At 61.7% G+C, this 26,275-nt stretch carries 26 protein-coding genes; 15 read left to right on the top strand and 11 right to left on the bottom strand.

Going from position 1 to position 26,275, the window contains the following annotated elements; translation table 11 throughout:
- The first annotated feature begins 35 nt into the window (after positions 1-35).
- A complete protein-coding gene (locus tag RhoBH5_RS09230) occupies positions 36-863 on the top strand; it encodes a helix-turn-helix domain-containing protein (RefSeq protein ID WP_030536057.1) in 828 nt (275 codons plus the stop codon).
- Here RhoBH5_RS09230 and RhoBH5_RS09225 read toward each other — a convergent pair.
- Together RhoBH5_RS09225 and RhoBH5_RS09220 are read right to left on the bottom strand one after the other, a co-directional pair.
- Positions 850-1,845, bottom strand: a complete 996-nt coding sequence (locus RhoBH5_RS09225; protein WP_007730787.1) for an ABC transporter substrate-binding protein — start codon at positions 1,843-1,845, stop codon at positions 850-852. The two genes, RhoBH5_RS09230 and RhoBH5_RS09225, sit on opposite strands and share 14 nt — an antisense overlap.
- A gap of 6 nt (positions 1,846-1,851) precedes the next feature.
- A complete protein-coding gene (locus RhoBH5_RS09220) occupies positions 1,852-3,246 on the bottom strand; it encodes an MFS transporter (RefSeq protein ID WP_003942889.1) in 1,395 nt (464 codons plus the stop codon).
- A 119-nt stretch (positions 3,247-3,365) separates the two neighbouring features.
- On the opposite strand from RhoBH5_RS09220, the gene RhoBH5_RS09215 reads away from it, so the two are divergent.
- Positions 3,366-4,028, top strand: a complete 663-nt coding sequence (locus RhoBH5_RS09215) for a TetR/AcrR family transcriptional regulator (RefSeq protein WP_007730788.1) — start codon at positions 3,366-3,368, stop codon at positions 4,026-4,028.
- Positions 4,029-4,034: 6 nt separating this feature from the next.
- On the opposite strand, the gene RhoBH5_RS09210 is transcribed toward RhoBH5_RS09215, so the two are convergent.
- Positions 4,035-5,255 (bottom strand): SfnB family sulfur acquisition oxidoreductase, encoded by a 1,221-nt coding sequence (locus tag RhoBH5_RS09210; RefSeq protein ID WP_270008181.1) that lies wholly within the window; start codon positions 5,253-5,255, stop codon positions 4,035-4,037.
- Positions 5,256-5,353: 98 nt separating this feature from the next.
- Between RhoBH5_RS09210 and sfnG the strand changes: the two genes are divergently transcribed.
- On the top strand, positions 5,354-6,478 hold the full coding sequence (gene sfnG, locus RhoBH5_RS09205; RefSeq protein WP_007730790.1) for a dimethylsulfone monooxygenase SfnG: 1,125 nt from the start codon (positions 5,354-5,356) through the stop codon (positions 6,476-6,478).
- Positions 6,479-6,490: 12 nt separating this feature from the next.
- On the opposite strand, the gene RhoBH5_RS09200 is transcribed toward sfnG, so the two are convergent.
- A complete protein-coding gene (locus tag RhoBH5_RS09200; protein WP_050656790.1) occupies positions 6,491-8,017 on the bottom strand; it encodes an aldehyde dehydrogenase family protein in 1,527 nt (508 codons plus the stop codon).
- A gap of 127 nt (positions 8,018-8,144) precedes the next feature.
- Here RhoBH5_RS09200 and RhoBH5_RS09195 point away from each other — a divergent pair, with 127 nt between their 5' ends.
- Positions 8,145-9,287, top strand: coding sequence for an acyl-CoA dehydrogenase family protein (locus RhoBH5_RS09195; RefSeq protein ID WP_218680824.1), 1,143 nt, complete (start codon positions 8,145-8,147; stop codon positions 9,285-9,287).
- A gap of 9 nt (positions 9,288-9,296) precedes the next feature.
- Positions 9,297-9,989, top strand: a complete 693-nt coding sequence (locus RhoBH5_RS09190) for a GntR family transcriptional regulator (protein ID WP_003942905.1) — start codon at positions 9,297-9,299, stop codon at positions 9,987-9,989.
- Between the two features lie 10 nt (positions 9,990-9,999).
- Here the strand turns inward: RhoBH5_RS09190 and RhoBH5_RS09185 are convergent, their stop codons facing one another.
- Positions 10,000-10,620 (bottom strand): TetR/AcrR family transcriptional regulator, encoded by a 621-nt coding sequence (locus tag RhoBH5_RS09185; RefSeq protein ID WP_007730794.1) that lies wholly within the window; start codon positions 10,618-10,620, stop codon positions 10,000-10,002.
- Positions 10,621-10,736: 116 nt separating this feature from the next.
- On the opposite strand from RhoBH5_RS09185, the gene RhoBH5_RS09180 reads away from it, so the two are divergent.
- From RhoBH5_RS09180 to RhoBH5_RS09170, 3 genes are all read left to right on the top strand, one after another.
- The gene (locus RhoBH5_RS09180; RefSeq protein ID WP_047269413.1) at positions 10,737-11,606 is read left to right on the top strand and encodes an oxygenase MpaB family protein; all 870 of its coding nucleotides are present in this window, start codon (positions 10,737-10,739) and stop codon (positions 11,604-11,606) included.
- 104 nt (positions 11,607-11,710) lie between these two features.
- On the top strand, positions 11,711-12,850 hold the full coding sequence (locus RhoBH5_RS09175) for a serine hydrolase domain-containing protein (protein WP_064687848.1): 1,140 nt from the start codon (positions 11,711-11,713) through the stop codon (positions 12,848-12,850).
- A 146-nt stretch (positions 12,851-12,996) separates the two neighbouring features.
- Complete coding sequence (locus tag RhoBH5_RS09170; protein WP_218747879.1) at positions 12,997-14,091, top strand: GGDEF domain-containing protein; 1,095 nt, start codon at positions 12,997-12,999, stop codon at positions 14,089-14,091.
- A gap of 9 nt (positions 14,092-14,100) precedes the next feature.
- On the opposite strand, the gene RhoBH5_RS09165 is transcribed toward RhoBH5_RS09170, so the two are convergent.
- A complete protein-coding gene (locus RhoBH5_RS09165) occupies positions 14,101-14,313 on the bottom strand; it encodes a DNA-binding protein (protein WP_083056380.1) in 213 nt (70 codons plus the stop codon).
- Between the two features lie 32 nt (positions 14,314-14,345).
- Positions 14,346-15,776 carry an MFS transporter gene (locus tag RhoBH5_RS09160; RefSeq protein WP_050656772.1) on the bottom strand — a complete coding sequence of 477 codons (1,431 nt, stop codon included), beginning with the start codon at positions 15,774-15,776 and terminating at the stop codon, positions 14,346-14,348.
- 63 nt (positions 15,777-15,839) lie between these two features.
- Here RhoBH5_RS09160 and soxR point away from each other — a divergent pair, with 63 nt between their 5' ends.
- A complete protein-coding gene (gene soxR, locus RhoBH5_RS09155) occupies positions 15,840-16,280 on the top strand; it encodes a redox-sensitive transcriptional activator SoxR (protein WP_003943238.1) in 441 nt (146 codons plus the stop codon).
- Positions 16,281-16,292: 12 nt separating this feature from the next.
- On the opposite strand, the gene RhoBH5_RS09150 is transcribed toward soxR, so the two are convergent.
- The 3 genes from RhoBH5_RS09150 to RhoBH5_RS09140 form a co-directional block, all read right to left on the bottom strand.
- Positions 16,293-17,099 (bottom strand): ABC transporter ATP-binding protein, encoded by an 807-nt coding sequence (locus RhoBH5_RS09150; RefSeq protein ID WP_003943111.1) that lies wholly within the window; start codon positions 17,097-17,099, stop codon positions 16,293-16,295.
- Between the two features lie 15 nt (positions 17,100-17,114).
- Positions 17,115-17,819 carry a FadR/GntR family transcriptional regulator gene (locus RhoBH5_RS09145; RefSeq protein ID WP_003943086.1) on the bottom strand — a complete coding sequence of 235 codons (705 nt, stop codon included), beginning with the start codon at positions 17,817-17,819 and terminating at the stop codon, positions 17,115-17,117.
- A gap of 102 nt (positions 17,820-17,921) precedes the next feature.
- Positions 17,922-18,482 carry a QsdR family transcriptional regulator gene (locus RhoBH5_RS09140; protein ID WP_003943195.1) on the bottom strand — a complete coding sequence of 187 codons (561 nt, stop codon included), beginning with the start codon at positions 18,480-18,482 and terminating at the stop codon, positions 17,922-17,924.
- A 157-nt stretch (positions 18,483-18,639) separates the two neighbouring features.
- On the opposite strand from RhoBH5_RS09140, the gene RhoBH5_RS09135 reads away from it, so the two are divergent.
- The 6 genes from RhoBH5_RS09135 (at position 18,640) to RhoBH5_RS09110 (ending at position 24,669) form a co-directional block, all read left to right on the top strand.
- Positions 18,640-19,611: a phosphotriesterase family protein gene (locus RhoBH5_RS09135; RefSeq protein ID WP_003943005.1), complete on the top strand. Its 972-nt coding sequence runs from the start codon at positions 18,640-18,642 to the stop codon at positions 19,609-19,611.
- A gap of 3 nt (positions 19,612-19,614) precedes the next feature.
- Complete coding sequence (locus RhoBH5_RS09130; protein ID WP_003943094.1) at positions 19,615-21,270, top strand: AMP-binding protein; 1,656 nt, start codon at positions 19,615-19,617, stop codon at positions 21,268-21,270.
- A 250-nt stretch (positions 21,271-21,520) separates the two neighbouring features.
- Complete coding sequence (locus tag RhoBH5_RS09125; protein ID WP_058038323.1) at positions 21,521-22,912, top strand: MFS transporter; 1,392 nt, start codon at positions 21,521-21,523, stop codon at positions 22,910-22,912.
- 68 nt (positions 22,913-22,980) lie between these two features.
- Entirely contained in the window at positions 22,981-23,655 is a 675-nt protein-coding gene (locus RhoBH5_RS09120; RefSeq protein ID WP_003943027.1) for a TetR/AcrR family transcriptional regulator, read from the top strand.
- Between the two features lie 38 nt (positions 23,656-23,693).
- Positions 23,694-24,326 (top strand): HAD family hydrolase, encoded by a 633-nt coding sequence (locus RhoBH5_RS09115; RefSeq protein WP_007730818.1) that lies wholly within the window; start codon positions 23,694-23,696, stop codon positions 24,324-24,326.
- A 55-nt stretch (positions 24,327-24,381) separates the two neighbouring features.
- Positions 24,382-24,669, top strand: coding sequence for a putative quinol monooxygenase (locus tag RhoBH5_RS09110; protein ID WP_007730819.1), 288 nt, complete (start codon positions 24,382-24,384; stop codon positions 24,667-24,669).
- Between the two features lie 52 nt (positions 24,670-24,721).
- Here RhoBH5_RS09110 and RhoBH5_RS09105 read toward each other — a convergent pair whose 3' ends face one another.
- The gene (locus tag RhoBH5_RS09105) at positions 24,722-26,224 is read right to left on the bottom strand and encodes an AMP-binding protein (RefSeq protein ID WP_270008180.1); all 1,503 of its coding nucleotides are present in this window, start codon (positions 26,222-26,224) and stop codon (positions 24,722-24,724) included.
- Positions 26,225-26,275: the final 51 nt, after the last annotated feature.

Raw genomic sequence — 26,275 nt, 5'->3', positions numbered from 1 at the left:
AAGTACCCGTCCGGGACGTCGGGTACGCATCGTCGGTGGCAGATGCGACCGAGATCGAAGTACTCAGCCTGGACACCATTCGCATCAACGGGGGAAGCGCAGAGTTCGTCGGCCCCCAACGTCCGCAATTTCACTTGCTCGCTCTGGTGACCGAGGGCTCGGCGCTACACACCATCGACTTCGTGAACTACGCGGTGAGCCCGGGGACCGTGTTCTGGGTCAGACCGGGGCAGGTGCAACAGTGGGGGCGAATCCAGGATTTCGAGGCGACGGTTGTTCTGTTCACGCCCTCGTCGCTCGATGCCGTCAGTCAGCAGTTGTTGGACGGGAACGCCCGCAGTCGGCAGGCAGCGTGGCAGTTGTCCGGCGAGAACCTCGAGACCATCAGCACGGGTATGAAACACCTGAACCTGAACTACGGCTGCCCGGATACTTCCGCGCCGGTCGTTCGCGCGGCCATTCTGCGGCACACGCTGACAGCAATTCTGTTGAAACTGACCCATCTCGGTGGACAGGAACAGAGTTCCGTGCTGGCGCACAATGACGTGTTCGAAAGGTTTCATGCCGTTGTCGAACGTGACTTCGCCACGGTCCGTTCGGTTTCGGAGTACGCCAACAAGATCGGGTACTCCGAGAAGACTGTGCTGCGGGCCACCCGAGCCGCTGCCGGGATGACGGCAAAGCAGTACATCGATCAGCGTGTGGTTCTCGAAGCGAAACGTCTGCTGTCTTTCGGCACGGACACGGTCACCCAGGTGGCGTCGAAGTTGGGGTTCGACGATTCTGCGAACTTCACGAAGTTCTTCGCCACCCGGGTGGGTGTTTCTCCGCTGACCTTCCGTCAGGACGTCAGAGCGCGCTGAATGCCGCCCATCGCGCGTCGGCGCTGTCGAGGGTTCCGATACTGTTCTGCCCCTTGCCATGTGCGATGCCGTCCAGATCCTGGATGATCCAGTAGATGGCAAAAGGATGGCTGCCGAACCAGAGATCACCGCTGACGTCCAGAGCGTGCGCCGGATCGGGTGTCAGGTTGTCGAACAGTGGAGTGTTTCGCACGATGGATGCGTCGTACTGCTGCCCGGAAAGTACGGCGACGGTCTGCGCCGCATGCTCGGGTAGGAGTTCCGGCGAGACGGGGGAAATCGTGCCGGTGTCTTGATTGTTGGTCGCGTTGACTTCCGATGCCGGCCTGGTGAATCCGGCCTCGGTGACCAGTGTGGAGATGGGAGTGGTCGGTGGCACGGTGAACAGGTTTCCGCTGTAGCCGAGAAGGATCGCAAGGCTCTGGCCGGCAGCCGCGGACTTGACGCCTTCGAGGCCGGATTCCAGCTTTCCGATCATGGCGGTAGCTTCGCTGCCTCGATCGAGCTGTGCCCCAGCGTGTTCGAGCACATCACGCCACGGCGCCGAGTACGGGAGGACCAAGGTTGGCGCCACGGAATTGATCTGCGCGAACAGGCTCGGTAGTGGACCGGCATTGCTCATCAAGATCTCGTCGGGTTCGACGGACGCGATCTCCTCGACGGCGGGGTTGGCGAAGAAAGTCGGCTTGTCGAGAACTTCGACGCCCTGCTCGCGCAGAATCGACTTGGCGACGTCCGATCGCAGGGTGCTGTAGACGACGGTGGGCTTCACGCCGAGTGCGAGTGCACTCAACCCCGCGTACTCGTCGAGCGCGAGAATGCGCTGCGGTGAGGCCGGAACTTCGACGGTGCCGAGTTCGTGGGTGACGGAGCGAGTTGCAGAGGCGGTGTCGGACTCGGCGGAGCTGCTGCACGCGCTTGCGCCGGCGACGGTCAGGAGAAGCGCCGAGACGATGCCGAATGCGGTTCGGGTGGTGAACATCTGAGGTCAACGATCCATTCGTGGGAAGAAGAAGGACAGGAGGGTACCGGCCAGCAGTAGGCCGGAGCAGACGAAGAGGGCCTGGGAGTATCCGGAAACCAGTGCTTCGGTCGGCGCGCTGTCCGAACGTGCCGTCGAGGAAGCGGCGACGCTCACGAGAACGGCTAGTCCGAGTGAACCGCCGATCTGACGCGATGTACTCAGTAGCCCGGATGCCATGCCGACTTCTTCGGGGGGAGCGTCGGCGGTGGCGACGTTACTGAGCGGCATGAACGACAGACCGATGCCGATGCTCGCCAGAAGCGAAGGCACCAGGATGACGGCCCAGAAGGGACTGTCGAGGTTCATGGTCGAAAACATGAAAGTTCCGATTGCGGCGACTGCTGTCCCGACTACGAGCAGCGGTCGAACTCCGTAGCGCGGAAGGAGTTTGGTGGACGCGAGGATGCCGATCACCAGGCCGAAGCAGAAGGGCAGGAAAGCCAGACCGGTGGTGGTCGGTGAATAGCCCAGCCCGCGTTGCAGGAAGAGTGAGACGAAGAAGAACGCGCTGAACTGTGCCGCGCACACCAGGCACATGATGGCGTTGGCCAGTCCGATTCGGGGTCGAAGCAGGGTGGACAGTCGTACCAGTGGTGTGGCGCAGCGGCTTTCGACCACAACGAAAGCAGTGAGCAGCGCGATCGTGAGCGCGAATCCACCCAGCACGTAACCCGAAGTCCAGGAATGTGATTCCGTGGCGATCACTGTGCCGACAAGGGCGGTGATTCCGGCCGTCGCCAAGATGGCTCCGGGGAGATCGAGAGAGCCGCCTCTGGCGGCTTGGCCGGCCGGCAGGCCGCGGGCACCGGCAACTGCGGCGATCAGGGCCACTGGTGCGCCGGCGAACATCACCCATCGCCAACTGAGCCCTTCGGTCAAAATGCCGCTCAGGACGACACCGAGTGCGCCGCCCAGTGCTGACGACATTGCGCCGATGCCGAATGCCTTGGCCCTGGCGCGTCCGGTGGGAAAGGCCTGACTGAGGGCGGCGAGCCCGGCCGGCGCGATCAGTGCAGCGCCGACGCCTTGAAGCGCCCGAGCTCCGACAAGCATTTCGGCGGACACGGAGAAGGTGCCGACGATGCTGACGAGGGCGAACAACAGAAGCCCGGAAACCAGAACTCGACGAGTGCCCATCACGTCGCACAGACGACCGCCGAGAAGCAGCAGTCCGCCGAAGGCGAGGGCGTACGCGTTGACGACCCAGGACAACCCGGCGTCGGAAAAGTTCAGCGATTCCTGGATGTCGGGCAGCGCGACGTTGATGACCGACATGTCGAAGGCCACCAGGAACTGCGCTGCCGCGGCGGCTGTGAGGACCAGAGCCGGTGCGGCTACCGCTCGAGTTGTTGTTGTCATTGCAGGTACCTAATTTGTATACGCGTTCTCATAAGTAGTTAGGTTTACCTTGCTGGCGACTGAGATGCAAGGGGTTCCCCGGGCGAGAGCGTCGTAGCAGGGGCGCGCACAATCGACGGATGGCCGAAAAGATGGAACCGAGATCACCGCGGCTCGGACGTCCCCCGACGATCACGTCGGAGCAGATAGTCGACGAGGCGAAACGGCAGCTTCAGACCGGCGGCGCCGACGCGTTGAGCATGCGCGCGTTGGCGAAGTCGCTCGGCACCACGCCGATGGCGCTGTACCGGCACGTGGGCGACAAGGAACAGCTGATCAGCGCGGTGCTCGATGTGTACTCACAAGATCTCGGCGCGCTGGTCCTGCCGCAGGATCAGGTCGAACGGCTTCGCACGATCTTCACCGCGATCTTCGAAAAGCTGGCGTCGGAGCGCTGGATCATCGAGTTGCTTCAGCGCGGTGGCCGTGGTGGGAGCGGCGCTGTGGTCTTGGTCGATCGGGCGATGGCCGCGTGTGTCGAACTCGGTATGTCACCTCGTCGCGCACTGTTGATCTATCGAGCGCTGTGGAACTACACACTCGGCGCATTGCTCAACATCTACGACACCACTACGCGACCGGAAGGCAGCGTGTCACCTCTCGCGGTCAAGATCCGAGAAATCGGGCCCGAGAAACTGCCGGTGCTCAGTGAGGTGCTCGAGGACTGGCCGGGAGGGACGACGACTGAGAGCTACTTGGAAGGACTGGAAGTCTTGATCAGCGGATATATGAACTCCGACTGAGTGTGTTCACAGCAGTCCGTGCCGCGGTGGGATTGTCCCGGACAGTGTCCACCGGCCGATGTGTTGGACCTTCCACCTCGTCGGATCGTGCAGGGTGTGCGTGCGCGCGTCACGCCAGAATCGGGAGAGGTTCGCCGATTCGCCCGCGCTTCTGGTGCCACCGATCTCGAACAAAGTGCTCGTGGCCGCCAATGACGCCCTGGCGCCGACCACTTTGGCAGTTGCAGCGTCGATGGATGCTCGGGCCGTGGAGTCCTCGGTGGGATCACGACGCGCCACGTCGATCGATCGCGCTGCTTCCGCCAAGAGGGATCTGGCAGCGCGAACCTCGATTGCCGCTTCGCCGGCGAGTTGAACGAGCAGTGGATCCTCCACCGCTGTATCGACTTTCGCCTCGAAGAAGGGACGCGCCTTTGCCGCGAGTTTCACGGATTCACGCAGTGCAGCCGACGCGATGCCGGTGTCGATCGCGGCGTGCAGGATCTGGGCCTGTGCTCCGTAGGTGGTCGGGTGAGTGAAGAGCGACGTGAATGGTACGACATTGAACCGCGGCACCGAAACGGATTCCAGGGTCACAGTTCCGCTTGCAGTTGTCTTCTGTCCCATGCCGTCCCAGTCGTCGACGATCGACAGTCCGGGAGTATTCCGGGGTAGGTAGACCGCGGATTTCACCTGTGCGCCGGTCTCGGTGAATTGATCCGCATTGGCGGCACGCACCACGATCCAATCTGCGAAAAGTGCTCCTGTGCAATAGAATTTTCGACCTTCGAGCACAAAGTCTTCCCCGTCGGGGGTGAGAGTGGTGCCGTCGATGTCGATGGTCTTGTTGCCGCGCTCGCTCTGGGCGTTGGCGATCTGCTTGCCCGACAATGCTTCGGCGTAGAAGAACTGCTTCTGCTCGTTAGACCCCTGGTACCGGAGCGCTTCCAGGAAAGTGAAGTGGCTGTGCGGAATCTGCGCGATGCTGGGATCGCCCTCGGCGAGTAGGCGGAAGACCTCGGCCAACGTCTCGGTGCTTGCGTCGATGCCACCGAACTCCTTCGGCACCGAGAGTCCGAGCAAGCCGGACCGCGCCAGGGTGCGAACCTCGTCGTGGGGAAGGAGGCGCTGCGCATCGCGGACTCCGGCACCCGCCGCGAACTCGTCGGACAGCTGTGACGCCACCGAGAGCGCCTCGTCCTCGCTGGTGATGCGGTGCGCGATCTCCTGAATGTCCACAGCAGTCATGCTGCCACCGTTTCACAGTCGCAGCACCCACCCAACACTTACAACCTGTGTGATCGCTACCCTGGAAACCGCTGGGAACTGCATGTTTGCTGGGTTTCATGTCTACTGAACGTATCGCCGACGAGATCAAGTTCGCCTACTGGGTGCCCAATGTCAGTGGTGGTCTGGTCACCTCCGACATCGAGCAGCGGACCAGCTGGGACTACGAGTACAACAAGAAGCTGGCACAGACCGCCGAGAACAACGGCTTCGAGTACGCCCTGAGCCAGGTACGTTACGAGGCGAGCTACGGGGCCGAATTCCAGCACGAATCCACGAGCTTCAGCCTTGCGCTTCTCCTGGCCACCGAGAAGCTCAAGGTGATCGCCGCGGTGCATCCGGGACTCTGGCAGCCGGCAGTGTTGGCGAAACTGGGCGCTACCGCTGACCATCTGTCGAACGGTCGATTTGCCGTCAACGTCGTCAGTGGTTGGTTCAAGGACGAGTTCACGCATCTAGGCGAGCCGTGGCTCGAGCACGACGAGCGCTATCGGCGGAGCGCCGAGTTCCTTCAGGTTCTTCGTAAGATCTGGACGGAGGACGACGTCGATTTCCGTGGCGACTTCTACCGCATCCACGACTTCACGTTGAAGCCGAAGCCTCTCAACACTCCGGAGCGCCCCAATCCCGAACTGTTCCAAGGTGGTAACTCGGCGGCAGCCCGTGAGAACGCGGGCCGGTATTCGGATTGGTACTTCAGTAACGGCAAGGACTACGACGGCGTCACCGAACAGTTGGTCGACGTTCGCCGTGTTGCTCGTGAGAACGATCGGGAGGTCAAGTTCGGGCTCAACGGATTCATCATCGCCCGCGACACCGAGGCGGAAGCAAAGGACACACTGCGCGAGATCATCGCCAAGGCCAACCGCCCTGCGGTCGAGGGATTCAAGAATGCAGTCCAACAGGCCGGCGCGTCGACCGCGTCCAAGGACGGGATGTGGGCGGATTCGACGTTCGAGGACTTGGTTCAGTACAACGACGGTTTCCGCTCGCAACTGATCGGCACGCCGGAACAAATCGCGCATCGGATCGTCGAATATCGCCGTCGCGGTGTCGATCTGATTCTCGGCGGATTCCTGCATTTCCAGGAGGAGATCGAATACTTCGGGGCCAAGGTGCTTCCGCTGGTTCGTGAACTCGAAGCAGCCGACAGCGACGAGCAGGTGCTCGTCACCGCCGGCTGATCGCCTGATCTCTCAGGACTTCGCGTGGCGTTTCGCCAGCATCCAACGTGAGATCTTCATGTCCCTGGCTTTTCGCTCGATGGTCAGCAGGTCCAGCGGAGCGTTGAACTTCTGAACGGCCAGTGATTTCACACTGCTGAACTCACGCAGCCCATCGGCTCCGTGGATACGGCCGAATCCGGAATCGCCGACCCCGCCGAACGGCAGGGCGGCGATTCCGGCGAATCCGAGAACCGAATTGACCGTGACGACACCGCATTCGAGCTTTTCGGCAATCGCTCGGCCCTTCGACGAACTCTTGGTGAACACCGAGGCGCCCAAGCCGTACTTCGATGCATTGGCGCGCTCGATCCCCTCGTTCATGTCGGCGACCTTGTTCACCACGACGCTCGGGCCGAACGTCTCCTCGGTGATCGCCGTGGAATCCTCCGGAACATCCGTCAGGATGATCGGATCGATGAACGGACCGTTGAACGAATCAAGTCCGCCGAGTACAGCTTTCGCGCCGCGACTGAGAGCGTCTTCGATCTGGCCCCGGACTATCCCAGTCTGCTTTCCCAGCGTCATCGGCCCGTAGGTCGAGCTGTCGGTGGCGCCGGCGTGGGCGTCTCGTAGCGCGGCGGTGAGCTTGGACAGGAAGGCGTCGTACACGGGCGCTGCGACGTAGATTCGTTCGACGCCGGCACAGGTTTGTCCGCCGTTGCCCACTGCCCCGAATGCCGCGAAGCTCACGGCCGCATCGAGGTTGGCGTCGGAGTCCACCAGCATGGCGTCCTTGCCGCCGCATTCGGCGACCAGGGGGGTGAGGGTGTCCGCGCAGGCGGCCATTACGCGCTTTGCGGTAGCGGTCGAACCGGTGAATGCGATCTTGTCGACACCGGACGAACACAGAAGTGCACCGGTTTTTCCGTCACCGGTAATGGTCTGCAGGACAGGGTGTCCGGGTGCGGCGATGTTCCACAGCCGGGCCAATTCGACGCCGACGCCTGGTGAGAGTTCGCTCGGTTTGAAGACTACGGCGTTGCCGGCGGCCAGTGCGTAGCCGATCGACCCCATCGGTGTGTACAGCGGATAGTTCCAGGGGCCGATCACGCCGACGACGCCCATCGGCCGGTAGCCGACGGATGCAGACTGGTTGGCGCTGATCAGTCCTGCACCGACGCGTCTGCGGCGCAACACTTTCTGTGCGTTGCGTGCCGCCCAGTCGAGATGTTCGACGGCCAGCATGACTTCGAGTAGTGCGTCGTCGCTGGGTTTTCCGGTCTCGGCGGAAATGATCGCCGCCATCGATTCGGCGTGAGTGGCGATCGCGGCGCGGAAATTGCCGAGCACCTTCCGGCGGCCTTGGAATCCGAGTTGATCCCACCACTTCGACGCCGTGCGTGCTGCGGCGACCGCTTTCTCGATCTCCTGCTGGTCTGCAATGGGGTGCTGCGCGACCACGGAATCATTGCGAGGGTCGAGGCTCGCGAAAGTGTGATCGTCCGATCTCGGATCTGTCGACGTGGACGTGCTCTGGCGGCCGAGCTGTTCTGTCATGTTCTTCAGATCCTCCACATGTCGGTGCATCACATATATGTGATGTGATTTACTGTGCTGGTAGTCACAGTATGCGTCGGACCGAGCTCCGACAAGCCTCCAGCCTCATCTCACTCGGGAGTTTTCGATGTACATGGATTTCACGCAGGAGCAGTCTGATTTCGCCAAGTCGGTAGCGTCGTTCTGCAAGAAGGAAAGTGGTACCCGTGAGCAGCGAGACCTGCTGACCGATCATGGCGCCCATAACCACAACCAGGCGTTCTACGAGAAGATGGCGGAATTGGGATGGCTCGGGCTGACTGTCCCGGAGGAATACGGCGGATCCGCCGGAAGCACGGTCGACCTGTGCATCTTTCTGGAGGAAGCCGCCAAGGGCATGGCGCCGATCGGTGGACTCGGCCCGACCGTCATCACCGGGGCTGCATACGAGAAGTTCGGCAGTCCGGCCCAGAAGGAGGCAGTGCTCGGCGGGATCGTCCGTGGCGCGTCTCAGTCGATCTCGATGTCCGAACCCGAAGCGGGCTCCGACGTGGGAAATCTGAGTTGCCGCGCCGAGAAGGTCGACGGTGGGTGGCTGATCAACGGCCAGAAGACGTGGTGTTCCAACGCGCACTTCGCCGAGAACATCCTTCTGGTGGCTCGCACATCCCGAAGTGAAGGCAAGCATGAGGGCCTGACGATGTTCCATGTCCCGGCCGACATCTCCGGATTGAAGATCAGTGGAATCGACACCATGGGCGGCAAGGAGGTCAACGATCTCTACTTCACCGACACATTCCTGCCCGAGGACGCGGTGGTTGGCGAAGTCGGCAACGGCTGGCGTCAACTCATGGCCGGACTCAACATCGAACGCCTCATCCTCGCGGCGATGATGCTCGGGACCGCGCAGCGCGCTTTCGACGACACCCTCGAATTCGTCACCACGCGTAAGCAGTTCGGCCGTCCGGTCGGATCGTTTCAGGCGCTTCGCCACCGGATCGCGGATCTCGCCACGGAGATCGAATGCGGCCGTCTGCTGGTCTACAGCGTGGCCCGAATGGTCGACGCCAACCCGACCAAGATGTTCCCGCGGGAAGCGTCGATGGCCAAGCTCAAGCTGACCGAGACCGCCAAGAAGGTCGCGCTCGAGGGGATGCAGATGATGGGTGGGTACGGTTACGCGACTGAGTTCGACATGGAGCACCATGTGCGAAAGACTCTTGTGTCCTCCATTTATGGTGGTACCAACGAGATTCAGCGAGACATCATCGGCAAAACGTACGGACTGTGAGGATCGGTTGTGGCAACGTCTGCACGCACTCGGAGAGCGACATCTGAGCTGAGGAGACGGCCACAGTTGTCGGAGGACGTGGCCAACCACGTTCGCAACCTGATCATGTCCGGCTCGGTCCGTCCGGGCGAGTTCGTCAGGCTGGACGAAACCGCGGCCGACCTCGGGGTCAGCGTCACGCCGGTGCGAGAAGCCCTCGTCGCATTACGCGGCGAGGGGATGGTCGAGTTGGTTCCGCATCGCGGCTATCTCGTCTCGCCCCTCAGTCGCCAGGACATCGAAGACATCTTCTGGTTGCAGGGGCAGATCGCGGTCAAGCTGGCGTTGCGGGCGATGGACAGCATCACCGCTGATCAACTCGCGGAACTCACGGAACTCAATGCCGATTTGCGAGCGGCGGTCGACGCTTCGGATGCAGCTGCGATCGAGCAGTGCGAATTCGAGTTCCATCGCCTGATCAATCGCGCTGCGGGTGGTGCGAAGTTGGCATGGTTCCTGTTCGGCGCGATTCGGTACACCCCTGCTCGTCTCTACGCGACGGATCCAGGCTGGGGTGAGCTTGCGGTATCGAGCCACGATGCTTTGATCGCGGCGTTCGAGAAGCACGATCGAGAACAGGTGGACGCGCAGATGAGTCTGCAGTTCTCCGACGGCGCTGCTCGACTTCTCGCTCACCTCGACAACATCGGGATCTGGGACTGAATGCAGGAGCTCAAGACGGCGGCAGGGCGGGTGCGAGCAGGATCGCCGCACATTCGGCGACCAGTTCTTCTTCCGTCACGTCGATGTACCCGTCGAGCCATGCACTGAGGGTCTGCGCCAGGCCGCCGACCAGGAACGTGGCCGTCAGGGTCAGATGACCGCTGTCGTTCAATCGGTAGAAGGTCTTCGCGTTGGCGGCCAGGAGACCGATGAATATCGTCGTCGACGCTTGGCGTTTCTCGGCCAGGACAGGGCTCGTCAGGGCGCTGGAGAACAGTAGACGTCCGCGACGGGGATCGTTCGCGATAGTGCGGACGATGTTCGCGATTCCAGCGAGCGCCTTGCCGCGTTCGGTCTCGGCGGCGTCCACTGCAGCCTGGGTTGAAACGGCGATGTCCGTGATGACGGTGTCGTAGACGGCCGACATCAGAGCATCACGATCGGTGAAGCTCTCGTAGAAGTACCGCGCCGCGACACCGGCCTTCTTGCACACTCCGCGGACCGTCAGTTCGGGCTCGGCGGAGCCCATGAGTTCCAGACCGGCCTCGATCAGCGCCTCCCGTCGTTGGGCTACGCGGAGCGCGCCGTCGACGCCACCGTACGAACGCGGTTGGTCATTCATGAAGACCATCTTTGCATCCAGAGATTGCTTGACATCTCGGCATTTCGGCGTTTCACTCATCTGAGAACATGCGTTCGCAGATATCGACTCGAAGGGGTTCTGCCATGACGGTGAGTAGGGATTCGATGGACGGGCGCGAGGAAGCGGTGGCAGGCGGCATCGGAGCGGTCGGCGTCCAGGCGGTCGACATCGACGCCGAGGTTGAAAAGGCGATGTCCGGGCTCGGACTGTTGGCCGCCGGCGCCAACGTCATCATGCAGTTGGCGCGCCCGGCGGTGGGGTACGGCGTGTATGAGAGCAAGGTCGAGACGGGTCGGTTGGATCGGCATCCGGTGAAGCGAACCCGGACGACGCTGACGTATCTCGCCGTCGCAAGCCTGGCGACGGACGAAGAAAAGAAGCTGTACCGACGCGCAGTCAACGGCTCTCACAAGCACGTTCGCTCCGATGAGAACAGCGCGGTCGAATACAACGCGTTCGATCCCGAACTGCAGTTGTGGGTAGCCGCCTGCCTGTACCGAGGCTTCGAGGACGTCTACAAAATCTTGTACGGGGATCTCGATCCGGTCACCCGGGATGCGTTCTATCAGCGCAGCGCCACGTTCGGTACAACCCTTCAGATGCGACGCGACATGTGGCCGGCGGACCGGGATGCGTTCGAGGTCTACTGGAACGAGAACCTCGACAAGGTGGCGATCGACGAGACGATTCGTGAGCATCTCTACGGGATCGCGTCGGCGACCTTCACTCCGAAGTTGTTGCATCCCGTGGTCGGTCCGCTCAACCGATTCGTCACCACCGGGTTCCTGCCCCAAGCCTTTCGTGACGAAATGCGGCTCCCGTGGTCAGTGCGTCAGCAGCGTAACTTCGACCGATCCATGCGCGTCGCCGCGCTGGTCAATCGGTTCAGTCCGAAGATTCTGCGGATGTTTCCCTACAACTTCTATCTCTGGGATCTGCGTCGGCGCATCGCCAAGGGAATCCCGTTGGTCTGAGCCGACTCTGGCACTTGAAGTGATTGACACCACAGGTGAATCGGACACATACCCGACATAGTTGAAGTTGACGTCAAGTTTCATCATTCCTGTGGAGGCTGTCAGTGGCGAACATCGAAGGCGTATGTGACCAGCGATTCTCTGGCTTGAAGGAGGCGCTGGCACGCAATCTCGATTCCGGCGAGGACGTCGGGGCAGCGATCGCACTGACGATCGACGGCGAATCCGTCGTCGACATGTGGGGCGGTTGGGTCGACGTCGAGCACACTGCTCCTTGGTCTCGCGACACCGTTACCAATGTCTGGTCCTGCAGCAAGACCGTGACCGCACTGGCCGCGCTCATGCTCGTCGACCGCGGGTTGCTTGATCTCGACGCCCCGGTCGCGCAGTACTGGCCGGAATTCGCAGCAGCGGGCAAGGACCGAATTCGGGTCCGGCAACTGTTGTCGCACACCTCGGGTGTGTCGGGGTGGGATCAACCGTTCACCCTCGAGAACATTTGCGACGACGAATATGCCACCGCCCGGTTGGCGACGCAGGCTCCGTGGTGGGAACCGGGTACGGCATCCGGATACCACGCCCTCAACTATGGCCATCTGATCGGCGAGGTCGTCAGGCGCATCGACGGACGAACCCTCGGTAGCTTCATCGACGAGGAAATCGCCGGCCCGCTCGATGCTGATTTCCGCCTGGGCTTGCCGAAGTCGGAATACGGGCGAGTCTCGAATGTGATTGCGCCACCGCCTTTGCCGATCGACATCGCGGCACTCGGGATGGACAACATCATGGTGAAGACATTCACCGCGCCGCCGGCTGACGCTACAGGTTCGTGGACCGACGGGTGGCGCGCCGCCGAGATCGGTGCGGCCAACGGTCATTCGAATGCGAGGGCACTCGCAAGGATCCAATCGGTGATCGCGTGCGGTGGCAAGGTCGGTGACGTTCGCTTGCTGTCGGAGGAAACGATCGACAAGATCTTCGAGGAGCAGTCGTACGGGGTCGACCTCGTCCTCGGCGTGCCGGTCCGCTTCGGCGTCGGATTCGGATTGCCGACGCCCGAGTCCGTCCCGTTCATTCCGGAGGGGCGAATCTGCTTCTGGGGAGGTTGGGGTGGCTCGCAGATCATCATCGACACCGAGAAGCGCATGACGTTCTCGTACGTGATGAACAAGATGGGGCCGGGTCTGCTCGGTTCCGAGAGATCGGCGCAGTACGTATCGGCGGCCTACGACGCTTTGAGTTGATCGACCGATTCAAATCCGGCAGAACGGTTTTGTCTGTCGCCGCTGACTATGCTGCCGGATATGCCAGTGTGCTCCGGGGGGAAATCAGCGAGTCCGTTTCGTCGAAGTACGCCCAAAAGTTGCGGAGCTGCATCGGCTGATCGGCGATGAACGGTTTGGTCGACGTCGTCATGCGCTGGTGGCAGTTGCCGGACCAGTTCCACAGTTTCAGCAGGTACCTCGAGGACCGCGGGTTCTTGACTTCCTGCCGGGCGCTGGTCGGCGGAACAGCATTCTGGATGGGGCTGGTGTTGCTGTCGGCGCGATTCAGTGACGTCGGTCCGCAAGGTACGTTCTGGCGAGCGGTCAATCTGGCGGTCATCGCGCTGTGCCTCGGCGCGGCCCTGATCTGGTGGCTGTTTCCGCCTACGCCGCTGTGGTCGTACACCTTTGTCGTGGGTTCCGACGTCGCGATTGCGGCGGCGGCCGCAACCGACTCGGAACCGCTGGGACGACTCATCGCGTGCGTCGTTTTCGCGTCGATCGGCGGCTACATCGCGTTCTTCCACAATCCGAAACTCCAAGTCGGTCACTTGGTCTTCGCCTCGACCGTCACGGTGCTTTCGGGGTGGACTTTGTTGTTCGGGCCAGCAGCGGACGTCGGCTTGGGACTGGCGAAGATCTCGGTTGTGCTGGCTACGATCATCGTGATTCCTGTTGTGTCACAGATTGTTCTGGCGGTCCTGGGTTCGGATGCCACTACCTCCGACATCGACCCGTTGACCGGACTGCTCAACCGTCGCGGATTGGCGCGTCGGGTGAATGACTTGATGGGCGCTCCGGTCACCGAAGCGGATGCACTGCTCGTAGTGGTGATCGACCTCGATCGCTTCAAGACGATCAACGACGTTCACGGCCATGACGTAGGAGACAGCACGATCATGCGAACTGCACTGCGCATCCGTTTGTGGACAACCCAGTCCGCCTTGACTGCTCGTATGGGCGGTGACGAGTTCGTCGTGGTCGAACGGGTACCGGTCAGCGTGATCTCCAGGCTGGAAGGACAGATCCGCTCCGCGATGGACGGAGCGAACGATGACCCTCCGACGAGCGCGAGCATCGGAATGGCGATCCGCACCGCGCCCCGGAATCCGGGTGAGTCCGTCGACGCTGCTTTTGCCGAACTCTTCCGCGTCGCGGACTCGGTGATGTACGAAGCGAAGCGCGAAGGTGGCAACCAGGTGCGGGCGAGCCTGGTCTGATGTGAGAGCTCAGTCGGCGAAGCTCAGACCACGTTTGGCGAGTGCTTCGCGCAGAATCCTCAAGGCCTTCGGTCCCATCCCGTGCAAAGCGCCGAGTTCCTTCTCGGACACGGACGTCAGCTGCGCGAGATGGGTGTAACCCGCTGCGATCAGCGCGCGCTGTGCGGGAGCTCCCGTCTTCGGGAAGTCGGTTTCCACTGTGCCCGGATCCGGTTCTGTCACTGGCCAACTCCTCCGTGTGGGTTTCTCACAGTTTAGCGAGCGTCGTGAACGATTTCGGGGCTGCCGATTTTGTCGGGCGTTCGCGGAAGTGCGCGAGCTGCCACGGCAATGCCGATGATCGAGACAGCGGCGAAGGTGAAGAGAAGCAATTGCGCAGAACGAAGCGTCGACGGTTCGCCGATGTTGACCAGCACTCCGGCCAGGGCTGCACCGAAGGCATTGGCGATCAGCTGAACGGTGTTGATGGCAGCGGAGGCACGCGCACCTTCTCCGGGATCGGTGACCGAGGTCATCGCCCCGACTGCAAGATGAGGCCAGGCGATGCCGATTCCGACGCCGGCGAACAGCAGTCCGATCACCCACGCGACCACCGCACCGGCGCCGGCGTGTTCGGTGAGAAATGCTGCCATGATGCCCAACCCGATCGCGACGAGGATCGGACCGCTGACAACGATTCGTCGCACGATACGAGGGGCTGTTGCCGAGGCGCTCGGGATTTCGCCGAGAGTCCAGCCGAGAGCGAGTGCGGCCCCGAGGAATCCGGCCGCGAGCGGCGCCAGGCCGGCAAGTCGTTGCCCGAAGAGTGGAATGAACGTCTCGACGGTCGACGCGACAGCGAGGACGACGATGGTCAGGTACACCCATTTGAGGGACGACGCGTTGAACGTCGACGGCGGTAGTACGCCGTGGCGCGAGCGACGGTCAGCGGCGACAAAAGCGATCAGTAGCAGCACAGCGGCGAGAACCATTGCGGCGGTCACGGCGAGGTTGGACAGAATTCCGGCAACGCTGACCAGCAAAGCTGCCGCAGTCAGCAATGCCAGCGAGAGGACCGGCACCGGGCTACTGGTGGTGCTGCCCGGTTCATGTGCCGGTAGCGCGCTGGGGACGAGAGCGGCGACTGCGATCGTCGCGATGACCAGGACGCCGAAAGCCCATCGCCAGGCTCCGAACTGAGCAAAGACACCGCCGATTGCAGGGCCGGCGAAGGTGCCGACTCCCCACATCGCCGAAACCAGCGCGGCCCCGCGAGTCCACAGATGTCTGGGGAGCGCGGCATTGATGACGGCGTAACCGAGACCGGCCAGCAGGCCACCGCCCGAACCCTGGATCGTGCGGCCGACCAACAGCAATTCCATCGTCGGGCTGACCGCACAGACAACGGTGCCGAGCGCGAAGATCGCGAGGCCGATCAGGTAGGCCCCGCGCGGTCCCCTGGCAGCGAGGACGTTGGTGACCAACATCGAAGAGATGACGGAAGCAATGAGGAAGACCGTCGCGGTCCAGGCGTAGTACTGCTGACCGCCGATGTCGTCGATGGCAGTCGGAAGCAGGCTGGTCGTCAGGTAGACGTTGGTCGCGTACAGCGCAACGCCGCCTGCGAGGACGGTAGCGGTGCCGAGGTATCGACCGCTCAGGAGCTGCCGCCAGGTTCCGGTGGGAGCATCGGTGGGGGAGTGCATGTTGTCGAAGGTAGAATCTCAAGTGCGCTTCAGGTCAATGTCGCGCAGCCATTGGGAGGCAGAATGATCCGTAAGAGTGACGAACTTCTCTCGATCGGCGAGGTATCGGAGCGCACTGGCGTCGCCGTGTCGGCTGTGCGCTACTACGAAACACTCGGTCTGGTTCCTGCGGAGCGGACGGCAGGAAATATGAGGAAGTTCCCGCGGCATTCGATCCGGCGGGTGTCACTGATCCAGTTGGCAGTCAGATTCGGGATACCCCTGGCCGAAGTTGCCGAAGTATTCGGATCGTTGCCGCAGGGGCGAACTCCGACGAAGAAGGACTGGCGCAAGATTTCCACGGAGTGGAATCAGCGCCTCGAGGATCGCAAGCAGGCCATCAACCGGATGCAGGACGAACTGACGGGCTGTATCGGCTGCGGGTGTCTGTCACTGAAAACATGCAACCTGCTCAACCCTGGAGACGAACTGGGCCGGGAGGGACCCGGCGCCAGACGTCTCTGAAACTACTGTCGGTCACACTCTTTCGCGTGGCCGCGACTGAGCATTCCACCGACCACCACGACGCTCGATCTCGATGGGATGCGAGAAGCACTCGCTGATGTTCTGGGTGGTGATCACATCCTCGGCGAGGCCGCTGGCGGTCACGACGCCGTCCTTGATCAGAAGAGCATGTGTGGTGGTGCTGGGGATCTCCTCGATGTGGTGCGTCACGAGGATGCTGGCAAGTGACGGGTTCTGATTGCGGAGGTCGTCCAGTGCCGTCAAGAGTTGTTCGCGTGCAGCAAGATCGAGCCCGGTCGCCGGTTCGTCGAGCAGAAGCAGGCGCGGTTCGACCATGAGTGCGCGGGCGATCAGGGCTCGTCCCCGTTCGCCTTGGGACAAGTTGGGCCACAGCGCGTCCGAACGCGGACTCATTCCGAGTAGATCGATCAGTGCGTCGGCGTGAGCCTCTTGCTCCGGCGTCGGTGACCAGCGCGGCATCACCTCGGTGGTGTTGGTGAGGCCGGTGATCACGACGTTGCGGACGGTGATCGGAATTCCGATCGTGTGACGAGGGTTCACGTGCCCGATGTCCATCCGCAGTTCCCTCATGTCGACGCGGCCCAACTTGTGGCCGAGGACGTAAACGGAACCGCGAGTCGGGTGGGCGGTTGCTCCGAGCAGGCTCAGAAGCGTGCTCTTGCCCGCGCCGTTCGCGCCGAGGAGGACCCAGTGTTGTCCGGGTTCGATCGAAATGTTGATGTCTTTCAACAAGTATCGGCCGTCGCGGACGAGATCCACGTGTTCGGTCGACAGAACTGTGCCGGTGGGGTGTTGCACGAGAACTAACCTCTCTTAGGCGTCGAGCACACGCAGTCGTCGTAGGACGGTGTCGATGTTTGCTCGAGTTGCCGCTACCGCGGCTTCTGGGTCGGCGTCTTGAAGGGCCTCGACCAACTGATCATGGGCATGTGAGGTGTCGGGGACGCCGGCCTCGTGGGCCATCATCTCGACGAGGGATTCACGAAGGAGTGGACGCACCGACGTGAAAAGCGAGAGCAGAACTGCGTTTCCGGACAGCCGAACGACTTCGGTGTGGAAGTCGAGGTCGACGTCGACGAACTTCTCGACATCACCCTCGAAATGACTGTGTCGCATGGTCAGTCGCCGCCGCAGGCCGTCGAGGTCCTCGGGTTGTACCCGCTCCGCGGCCAGTCTGGCGGCCTCGATCTCGAGTGCGCGACGGACTTCGAAGACCTCGAGGATCCTCGAGCGTCGAAGAAGTTTGGTGAATTCGTCGACGTGCTCGAGTTCGGACGCGGCAGCCACGAAGGTTCCGACGCCGTGTCGGACTTCGAGTAGTCCGTCGCGAGCGAGGAGGCGGATTGCCTCGCGAATCGAGGAACGCCCGACGCCGAGTTCGACGGCGAGGGCCGCCTCGCTCGGTATGCGCTCGGACGGCGCCCACGTTCCGTGCATGATTCGCCCGCGCAGCAACTGTTCGAGTTGCGGTACCAGCGGACCACTGCGAAGTGTGAATCCTGTGTGGTCGTCGGACACGGCTTGCCTCTCGGGTGGGTACCGAAAGAGTAACAACTCATCAGACGTCTGAGGACTCGGGTGGCCGGTGTGTCGCCGTAGTGTTCACGCGGTCGAAGCGTGTCAGTTGCGGGTGACGCCGAGGAGCAGTGCGATCAGGTCGAGGGCAGTCTCGATCTCGGCCTTTTCTCGGCCGAGCAGGGGGGCGTAGAGGTGTACGTCGCAGATGCGGACGAGGGCTTCGCCCAGTACTTGCGGCGAGAGCGTGATCGTCAGTTGGCCGGCGTCGACCTGGGACTGCAAGATTTCGGCGGTGATGGAGGCGGAGATCGATTCGATGGAGCCGGGCATCATCGCGAGTTTGATGAACACCATCGGTTCGCGTTTGGTCAGCGCGCGCAGTTCTGTCGACGATTCCACCGATCGCATAACGCGGCCGAAGACGTCGAGAATGTACTCCGGACCTTGCCCCGACGCCTGTGACATCGCCTTTCGGTATGTCCGTTCGGTGGCCTCGGCCAGCACTGTTCCGAGCAGTTCGTCGCGGTTGCCGACCCAGCGGTACAGCGTCGCGCGGCCTACGCCGAGACGTTCGGCGAGCAGTGACATGTCGAGTGGTTCCTCCGCGAGGTACATGCTCGCGGCGGTGTCGATCGCGCGTCGGCGTTCGAGGTCGGTAGGCATCGGGACATTCTCTCCGGTTGTCCGGTACTGCACAATTTCGGCCGTTGAAAAATGGTGAGCCTCGGGGGATCGAGCCTATTGACGAACCTGGCCACGTGAGACACACTAGCTCATTGTCTCATGTTAGTGATGGCGATCACAGTCAGGGGTTCGATCGATGAGTTCAGTACAAACCGTTCGTGGGCCGGTGGATACAGCCGATCTGGGAAAGGTGTTGATGCACGAGCATGTCTTCGTTCTGGGTGAGGAGTTGCGCCAGAACTACCCCGACTACCCCGAACCCTGGGACGAGGAAGTACGGGTAGCGGACGCGGTGGCAAAGCTGACCGAGGTGAAGTCCCGCGGAATCAGCACGATCGTCGATCCCACGGTGATCGGCCTCGGCCGGTACATTCCGCGCATCGTCCGGATCAACGAGCAGGTCGATCTCAACATCATCGTTGCTACCGGCATCTATACCTACAACGACATTCCCTTCCAATTCCATTACACCGGACCGGGATTGCTGTTCGACGGCCCCGAGCCGATGGTCGAACTGTTCGTCAAGGACATCAGGGAAGGAATCGCCGGAACCGGTGTCCGAGCCTCCTTCCTGAAGTGCGCCATCGAGGAGCCGGGCCTTACCCCCGGCGTCGAGCGGGTCATGCGCGCGGTCGGACAGTCGCAGGTGGAAACGGGAGTGCCGATCACCGTGCACACCAACCCGCACACTGAATCCGGGCTGGTCGCGCAGAAGGTTCTGGCCGAAGAGGGTGCGGATCTGACCAAGGTGGTCATCGGTCACTCCGGCGACACCACGGATCTCGACTACTTGTGTGCGCTGGCCGATGCCGGTTCGCTACTGGGGATGGACCGTTTCGGTCTCGAACCGTTCCTGTCGTTCGAGGATCGTGTCAACACCGTGGTGGAGATGGCCCGTCGCGGTTACGCGGAGAAGATGGTTCTGGCACATGACGCGTCGTGTTTCATCGACTACTTCCCCAGCGCGGCAAGAGAAGTGGCACTTCCGAACTGGAACTACACCCACATCAGTGATGATGTCATTCCGGCGCTGCTCGAACGTGGTGTCACCGAAGACCAGGTCAAGGCGATGCTGGTGGACAACCCACGTCGGTATTTCGAGAGCTGAGATATGACCAACGTGTACGAGAGCAAGCCCTGGCTCGCCAATTACGACGCCGACACTCCGCCGAACGTAGACATCGAGCACGTCGACGCCCTCGCGATGTTCCGTGCTTCGCTGGAGCGCGATCGCACCGCCCCGATCATCAGGTACTTCGACAGGACCGTCAGCTTTGCCGAGCTCGACGAGATGTCGGATGCGCTTGCCGTAGCCCTCGCCAAGGATGGAATCGGGTTCGCAGACAGAGTTTCCTTTGTCCTGCAGAATGTTCCGCAGTTCGTGATCGCGACAGTCGCGGTCTGGAAGCTCGGTGCCGTCGTCGTTCCGGTCAATCCGATGTACCGCGACCGTGAGCTGTCCACCGTACTGGCCGACAGCGGAGCGGTAGCAGTCATCTGTCTCGAGTCCTCGGCCGAGACCGTGGCGACTGCGTCCGAGGGCACCGAAGTGCGACGGGTCATCACTACGTCGGAACGGGATTTTCAGTCGCGCGACGATGAACGGATCTTCGGTTCGGCGTCCAGGATTCGTCATGATGGATTTCCGGATCTACTGGAATTGATCGAGGCTCATCGAGGGCAGAAGCCCGAGAAGGTCGATCTGTCTCCGGAAGACCTTGCCTACCTTCCTTATACGTCGGGGACGACCGGCCCGCCGAAGGGGTCGATGAACACGCACTCAAATGTCGTGTTCGCAGCGCAGATCTATCGGGACTGGCTGGGGTTGCGCCCCGGCGGCGCGATGTTCGCGGTGGCGCCACTGTTCCATATCACCGGGTTGATCGGGCACGTCGCGGCTCCACTCCTGGCCGGCGCGCCCACGATTCTGACTTGCCGATTCCATCCCATCGTTGCAGCGGAGTCGATTTCGGAGCATCGGGCTACCGCGATCATCGGAGCGATCACGGTATTCATCGCGTGGACGGACAGCGCCGCAGTCTCGAAGGAATCTTTGAGCTCTCTCGAGTCGGTGTATTCAGGTGGCGCGCCGATCCCGCACGCGGCGTTGGAAGCGTTCCGGGCGAAGTTCGGTCACTACATTCACAACGGCTACGGGCTGACCGAGACGAACAGCCCGGCAATCGTGGTGCCGAATTCGCGTGAAGCGCCGGTAGATCCGGCGTCGGGGGCCGTTGCTGTCGGCGTACCGGTATCGAATACGTACGCCGAGGTGGTGGACGAGAACGACAAGCCGGTACAGGTCGGGGAGTACGGCGAGATCGTGGTCTCCGGTCCCCAGGTTGCACTCGGATACTGGAACAAGCCGGACGAGACCGCACATGCCATGCCGGACGGGCGTTTTCACACCGGCGACATCGGATTCATGGACGGCGACGGTTGGTTTTACATCGTCGACCGGATGAAGGATCAGATAAATGCCTCGGGCTTCAAAGTGTGGCCACGCGAAGTGGAAGATGTTCTCTACGAACACCCCGCCGTACGAGAGGCTGCTGTCGTCGGTGTCATGGATCCGTATCGCGGCGAAACCGTGAAGGCCTTCGTGTCCTTCAAGGACGGTGCCGAGGCGACCACCGAGGATCTGGTCGAGTTCTGCAAGGAAAGGCTTGCAGCATACAAGTATCCACGCATCGTCGAGGTCATGAATGACCTGCCGAAAACAGTGAGCGGCAAGATTCTTCGTCGTGAACTGCGGGTACCGAACTAGATCTACCTGACAAACGAATTGCCGGCCGCCGACAAGGTGAGCCGGCCATTCGTCGTGGTGGCTGACGAGCATCGGTAGGGGATTTAGTCCCCTATGCGGCAATGCATTTCAGTGATTGACATCACTCTTTTTGTATCGCAGACTGATCGCAACGCCACAGAGTTGAAGTTGGTGTCAGTTTCTACTTCTGGCCCGGTTCCGCTTCTCAACTCCCGGCGCGACGAGCGTCCGACCCATCGAGGAGTAACCCATGACGAGATCGGCAGTGGATTCGAACACGCAGGCAGGGGGCCTGTCCGATCAGGAACGGAAGAAGAAGAAAGCGCACCGCAAACTTCTCGGCGCGGGACTGCTCGGCAGTTCCATCGAGTGGTACGACTTCTTCTTGTACGGAACGGCTGCGGCACTGGTCTTTCCGCATGTGTTCTTCCCCGATTCATCCGCACTGATGGGCACATTGCTCTCGTTCAGTACGTTCTGGGCCGGCTTCGTTGCCCGCCCCATCGGCGGTTTGGTCGCCGGACACTTCGGCGACAAGTATGGGCGTAAGCCCGCTGTCGTCACCTGCCTGTTGCTGATGGCCGTCGCGACGTTCCTGATCGGCGCGATCCCGAGTGCGTCGGCAATCGGCGTCGTCGCTCCGATTCTTCTGGTGACACTGCGATTCATCCAAGGTCTCGCCTGCGGTGGCCAGTGGGGCGGAATCGTCCTTCTCCTCACCGAATCCGCGAGTCCCAAGAAGCGCGGATTCTCAGGCACTTTCGGTCAGATGGGTGTCTCGTTCGGTGTAGTGCTGGGCAACCTGGTCTTCCTCGTCGCGACCGCGACCATTTCCAATGATGCATTCCTGAGCTGGGGTTGGCGAGTTCCGTTCTTCGCCAGCGCGCTGCTCTTCCCTGTGGTTCTGTACATCCAGACGAAGGTCGAGGACACGCCGGAATTCCTCGAGTTGCAGGAAGACGCCAAGAAGAACCAAAAGGACGTCGTCGTTCAGGCTCCACTGGCGCAGGCGCTCAAGGATCACTGGCGCAAGATTCTGCTCGGTTGCGGACTTCTGGCCGCCACCAATGCACTGTTCTACATCAGCATCGCCGGCGTGCTCAGCTACGGCACAACCGAACTGGGGTTGAAGCGGAACTCACTGCTCATCATCTCGCTCCTGAGTGCGTTGCTGACAGTCGGTGTGGTGCTGTGGTCCGGGAAGATGTCCGACAAGATCGGTCGTCGTCCGATGATCCTGATCGGCGCCGCGGCGATCGTGGTCTGGGCATTCCCGTACTTCTGGTTGATCAACACCAAGTCCCTGCCGCTGTTCTTCATCGCGGTGACAGTCGGCAGCGTGTTCCAGTCGATGACCTACGGGCCGATCGCTGCGTACATGGGTGAGCTGTTCGCGCCCAACGTGCGTTACTCGGCAGCATCGTTGGCGTACCAGCTGGCGGCGATCACGGTCAGCGGTGGTACTCCGTTCATCATGACGGCACTCATCGCGAAGACCGGGACCACTACATGGGTTGCCGTGTTCGTAGCCCTCATGGGTCTGGTGACCTTCTTCAGTGCCTGGGTGCTGAAAGAGACCAACCCGAAGGAAGTTCGGGACGATCCGAACGCAATTCCGGGCGCGCACCTGTACGCCAAGTAACTCTTTCGGTTTCGAGCAGACGCCCGCTATCGGTCACCGGTAGCGGGCGTCTGACGTATAACTGGAGCATGGCTGCAGCACGCACAGGCTCCGAAGATGCTTCGTCGACAGTGTCACGGGAACTCCCCTCCACTCAGCGTGGTTTGCGTACGCGGCGAGCGTTGATCGATGCGGCCCGCACCGTTTTCGAACGGTCCGGCTATCTGGACTCGCGGCTGATCGACATCACTGTGGAGGCGCAGTGCTCGGCCGGTACCTTCTACACCTACTTCGCGAGCAAAGAAGAGATCTTCGCGGCAGTGATGGAGTTGGCACGCGAAGACATGATGCATCCGGGTATGCCGCACACTCCGAAAGGCGCGGATCCTGCTGAGGTCATCGCGGCGAGTAACCGCGCGTACCTCGAGGCGTACCGACGGAACGCGAAGCTGATGGGACTGCTCGAGCAGGTGGCAAGCATCGATCCGGAGTTCCGGGTTCTCCGCCTCGAGCGTGCTGACGCGTTTGTTCGACGCAACGCGCGCAGTATCGAGAAGCTGCAGAAAGCCGGACTGGCGGACGCGAATCTGGATCCGCTACTGACGTCTCGGGCACTCTCCGGGATGATCAGTCGACTTGCGTTCGGGTACTTCGTATCCCGCGGCGGCGAGGACGGCGCCGCCGGAGTGACCTTCGACGGTCTGCTCGATACCGTCAACCGGTTGTGGATCAACACTTTGCAATTCTCGCTACGCCAAAATTGATGTTGACGCCGGGTTCATGTTTGGTGTCTGATGGAGCAATGACACCCACGCGTACGGCAGTGCTCGTCGATTTCGGTGGAGTTCTCACCTCCAGTGTGCTGCGGGCCTTCGAAGATTTCGGGGCCTCGCTTGGGGGCGACCCACGACTTCCGTTGACCCTGCTCTCCCGCGACGACGTCTCGAAGAGACTGCTCTCCGATCACGAATCCGGAAAGATCGACCAGGAGGCCTTCGAAGCAGGATTCGGGGAACGGCTACGAGCGCACGGCGCCGTCGTGGACAGCGAAGGATTGGTCGACCGTATGCAGGCCGGGCTTGTCCGAGACGAAGAGATGGTGCGACTGATTGCGGACGTCCGAGCGGCGGGTCACCCTGTTGCGCTCGTGTCCAATGCTTTCGGGCGTGATTGCTACGCGGGTTTTGTGCTCGAGGACCTCGCCGACGAAGTGGTGATCTCCTCGGAAGTAGGGATTCGTAAGCCCTCTCGTCAGATCTACACCATCGCGTGTGAGCGGCTGGGTGTAGCGCCCGAAGGCGCCGTGATGATCGACGACCTGCAACAGAACCTCGACGGCGCGGCACGATTGGGGATCGCCGGCATTCTCCACACCGATGCGGAAAGCACTCGCAGTCAGTTGGAATCGACGTTCGGACTACTGCCCATGCAGTGAAACTGTAGGTTCTCGGTAACACTCGAATACTGCTGGAACACTTTTGGAGGAATGAATGATTGCTGTCATCGCGGATATCACCGTCAAAGACGGAAGCGGCGAACAGTTCGAAGCCGTAGTCGCCGAACTTGCCGAGAAGGTGCGCACGGAAGAGCCCGGAACGGTTCTGTATCAACTGATCCGCTCGAAGACGGATACGAATTCGTACAAGTTCATGGAGCTGTATCAAGACAGTGCTGCGATCAAGGCCCATGGATCGTCCGAGCATTTCCAGGCCGCGGGAAAGGCGATGGCGCCCTTCCTCGCAGGCGCCCCGCAGATCGAGTACTTCGACGCACTCTGAGCGCATGGACAGGTGAACCCCGGCGAAATCTCGCCGGGGTTCACCTGTGTTTTCAGTTCTGCTTCTGGGCGAGGAGTTCGGTGCGGTCGATCGATCGCTTGAGGATCTTTCCCGTCGAACCCTTCGGGAGCGCGTCGATGAACTGGACCACCCGCGGAATCTTGTAGGCGGACAGACGTTCCCGAGCCCACGAGGTGACGTCATCTGCTTCGAGGTCGGAGCCTGGGCGCACGGCCACCACCGCCGCAACCTCCTCGCCGTAGTAGTCGTCGGGTATACCGATCACCGCGGCCTCGATGATGTCGGGGTGCTGGTAGAGCACCTCTTCGACCTCGCCTGGATAGACGTTGTATCCACCGCGGATGATGAGGTCCTTGACGCGGTCGACGATGCGAAGGTCACCGTCGGCGTCGGTCTCGCCGAGGTCTCCGGTGCGGAACCATCCGTCGTCGGACAGGACTGCGGCCGTGTCGGCCGGGCGCCTCCAGTAGCCCTTCATGACCGTCGGTCCTTTGATGAATACCTCGCCCACTGTGCCTGCCTGGCAGACATTTCCGTCGTGATCACGGACCTCGACCTCGGTGCGCGGTACGGCGCGGCCGGTGTATCCGATCTTTGCGACGCGGTCGATGCTGTTGAAAGTTCCGAATGCGCTCGTCTCGGTCAGGCCGTAGCCCTCGAGGATTGTGCAGTTGAACCGTGCTTCGAAGGCGCGAGCGACTTCACCGGGAAGTGATGCGCCACCGGAGATTGCGATCCGCAGTTGTTCGAAGTCGGAGCTGTCCACGTCGGCTGCGGCGTGCAGCATGGCATTCCACATGGTGGGGACGCCCGCCATGATGGTGAGCTTGTCCCGACGCACCAGATCGAGCATGGCGGCCGGGTCGAACCGGGCGAGCAGGGATAGTGATCCGCCGCCGGTGAAGGTTGCCATCATGACCGAACCCTGGCCGAAGATGTGAAAGAGCGGCAGTCCGGTACCGGTGCGGTCCGAGGGATTTCCGCGGCTGCTCTCGGCGCCGATCTCACCGGCAGACAACAGATTCCCGACTGTCAGCTGAGCGCCCTTCGGACGTCCGGTGGTACCGGAGGTGTAGAGAATCGCCGTGGTGTCCGCTATGTCGCGGTCGACCACCGTTGCCGGTGGATGGTCGGCCTTCGCCGATTCTTCGGTGAGCGTCCACACCGGGACGCCCCGCGCACTCCCTGCATCCTGAACTGCGGGACCGAGCTGGTGCCAGGCGATCGCCAGCGAAATCTCGGCGTCGTCCAGTACGTACTCGACTTCGGGTTGCGCCGACATCGTGTTGATGGGCACCACGACACAACCTGCAGCCTGAATCCCCACGTATGCCACGATGAATTCAGGCACCGACGGCGCCGCGAGCAGAACCCGGTCGCCGATGCTCAACCCTTCGTCGCGAATGCGGCCGGCGAACGCCAGAGACGCGTCGTGAAGCTGTCGGTATGTCCAATGACTATCCGTGCCGCGAATTGCAATATTTTCCGGAGTGGCTTCCGCGTGACGGGTCACCGGGTCGAGAACGCTAACCATGGTTCTGCCTTTCGGGAGGAATCGACCGATTGTGTGTCCTGGGTCTCACCA

The sequence above is a fragment of the Rhodococcus sp. BH5 genome (genome assembly GCF_027583855.1).
Taxonomy (GTDB): domain Bacteria; phylum Actinomycetota; class Actinomycetes; order Mycobacteriales; family Mycobacteriaceae; genus Rhodococcus_F; species Rhodococcus_F qingshengii.
This window is presented reverse-complemented; position numbering and strand designations above follow the sequence as displayed.

Excerpts from the sequence above, each read along its gene's own strand:
- RhoBH5_RS09130 (WP_003943094.1), top strand. The coding sequence starts at position 19,615 with ATGACCAACGTGTACGAGAGCAAGCCCTGGCTCGCCAATTACGACGCC.
- RhoBH5_RS09185 (WP_007730794.1), bottom strand. The coding sequence starts at position 10,620 with ATGGTCTTCATGAATGACCAACCGCGTTCGTACGGTGGCGTCGACGGC.
- RhoBH5_RS09125 (WP_058038323.1), top strand. The coding sequence starts at position 21,521 with ATGACGAGATCGGCAGTGGATTCGAACACGCAGGCAGGGGGCCTGTCC.
- RhoBH5_RS09110 (WP_007730819.1), top strand. The coding sequence starts at position 24,382 with ATGATTGCTGTCATCGCGGATATCACCGTCAAAGACGGAAGCGGCGAA.
- RhoBH5_RS09105 (WP_270008180.1), bottom strand. The coding sequence starts at position 26,224 with ATGGTTAGCGTTCTCGACCCGGTGACCCGTCACGCGGAAGCCACTCCG.
- RhoBH5_RS09115 (WP_007730818.1), top strand. The coding sequence starts at position 23,694 with ATGACACCCACGCGTACGGCAGTGCTCGTCGATTTCGGTGGAGTTCTC.
- RhoBH5_RS09140 (WP_003943195.1), bottom strand. The coding sequence starts at position 18,482 with ATGCCTACCGACCTCGAACGCCGACGCGCGATCGACACCGCCGCGAGC.
- RhoBH5_RS09170 (WP_218747879.1), top strand. The coding sequence starts at position 12,997 with ATGAACGGTTTGGTCGACGTCGTCATGCGCTGGTGGCAGTTGCCGGAC.
- RhoBH5_RS09160 (WP_050656772.1), bottom strand. The coding sequence starts at position 15,776 with ATGCACTCCCCCACCGATGCTCCCACCGGAACCTGGCGGCAGCTCCTG.
- RhoBH5_RS09195 (WP_218680824.1), top strand. The coding sequence starts at position 8,145 with ATGTACATGGATTTCACGCAGGAGCAGTCTGATTTCGCCAAGTCGGTA.
- RhoBH5_RS09215 (WP_007730788.1), top strand. The coding sequence starts at position 3,366 with ATGGCCGAAAAGATGGAACCGAGATCACCGCGGCTCGGACGTCCCCCG.
- RhoBH5_RS09220 (WP_003942889.1), bottom strand. The coding sequence starts at position 3,246 with ATGACAACAACAACTCGAGCGGTAGCCGCACCGGCTCTGGTCCTCACA.
- sfnG (WP_007730790.1), top strand. The coding sequence starts at position 5,354 with ATGTCTACTGAACGTATCGCCGACGAGATCAAGTTCGCCTACTGGGTG.
- soxR (WP_003943238.1), top strand. The coding sequence starts at position 15,840 with ATGATCCGTAAGAGTGACGAACTTCTCTCGATCGGCGAGGTATCGGAG.
- RhoBH5_RS09180 (WP_047269413.1), top strand. The coding sequence starts at position 10,737 with ATGGACGGGCGCGAGGAAGCGGTGGCAGGCGGCATCGGAGCGGTCGGC.
- RhoBH5_RS09120 (WP_003943027.1), top strand. The coding sequence starts at position 22,981 with ATGGCTGCAGCACGCACAGGCTCCGAAGATGCTTCGTCGACAGTGTCA.
- RhoBH5_RS09225 (WP_007730787.1), bottom strand. The coding sequence starts at position 1,845 with ATGTTCACCACCCGAACCGCATTCGGCATCGTCTCGGCGCTTCTCCTG.
- RhoBH5_RS09200 (WP_050656790.1), bottom strand. The coding sequence starts at position 8,017 with ATGACAGAACAGCTCGGCCGCCAGAGCACGTCCACGTCGACAGATCCG.
- RhoBH5_RS09135 (WP_003943005.1), top strand. The coding sequence starts at position 18,640 with ATGAGTTCAGTACAAACCGTTCGTGGGCCGGTGGATACAGCCGATCTG.
- RhoBH5_RS09210 (WP_270008181.1), bottom strand. The coding sequence starts at position 5,255 with ATGACTGCTGTGGACATTCAGGAGATCGCGCACCGCATCACCAGCGAG.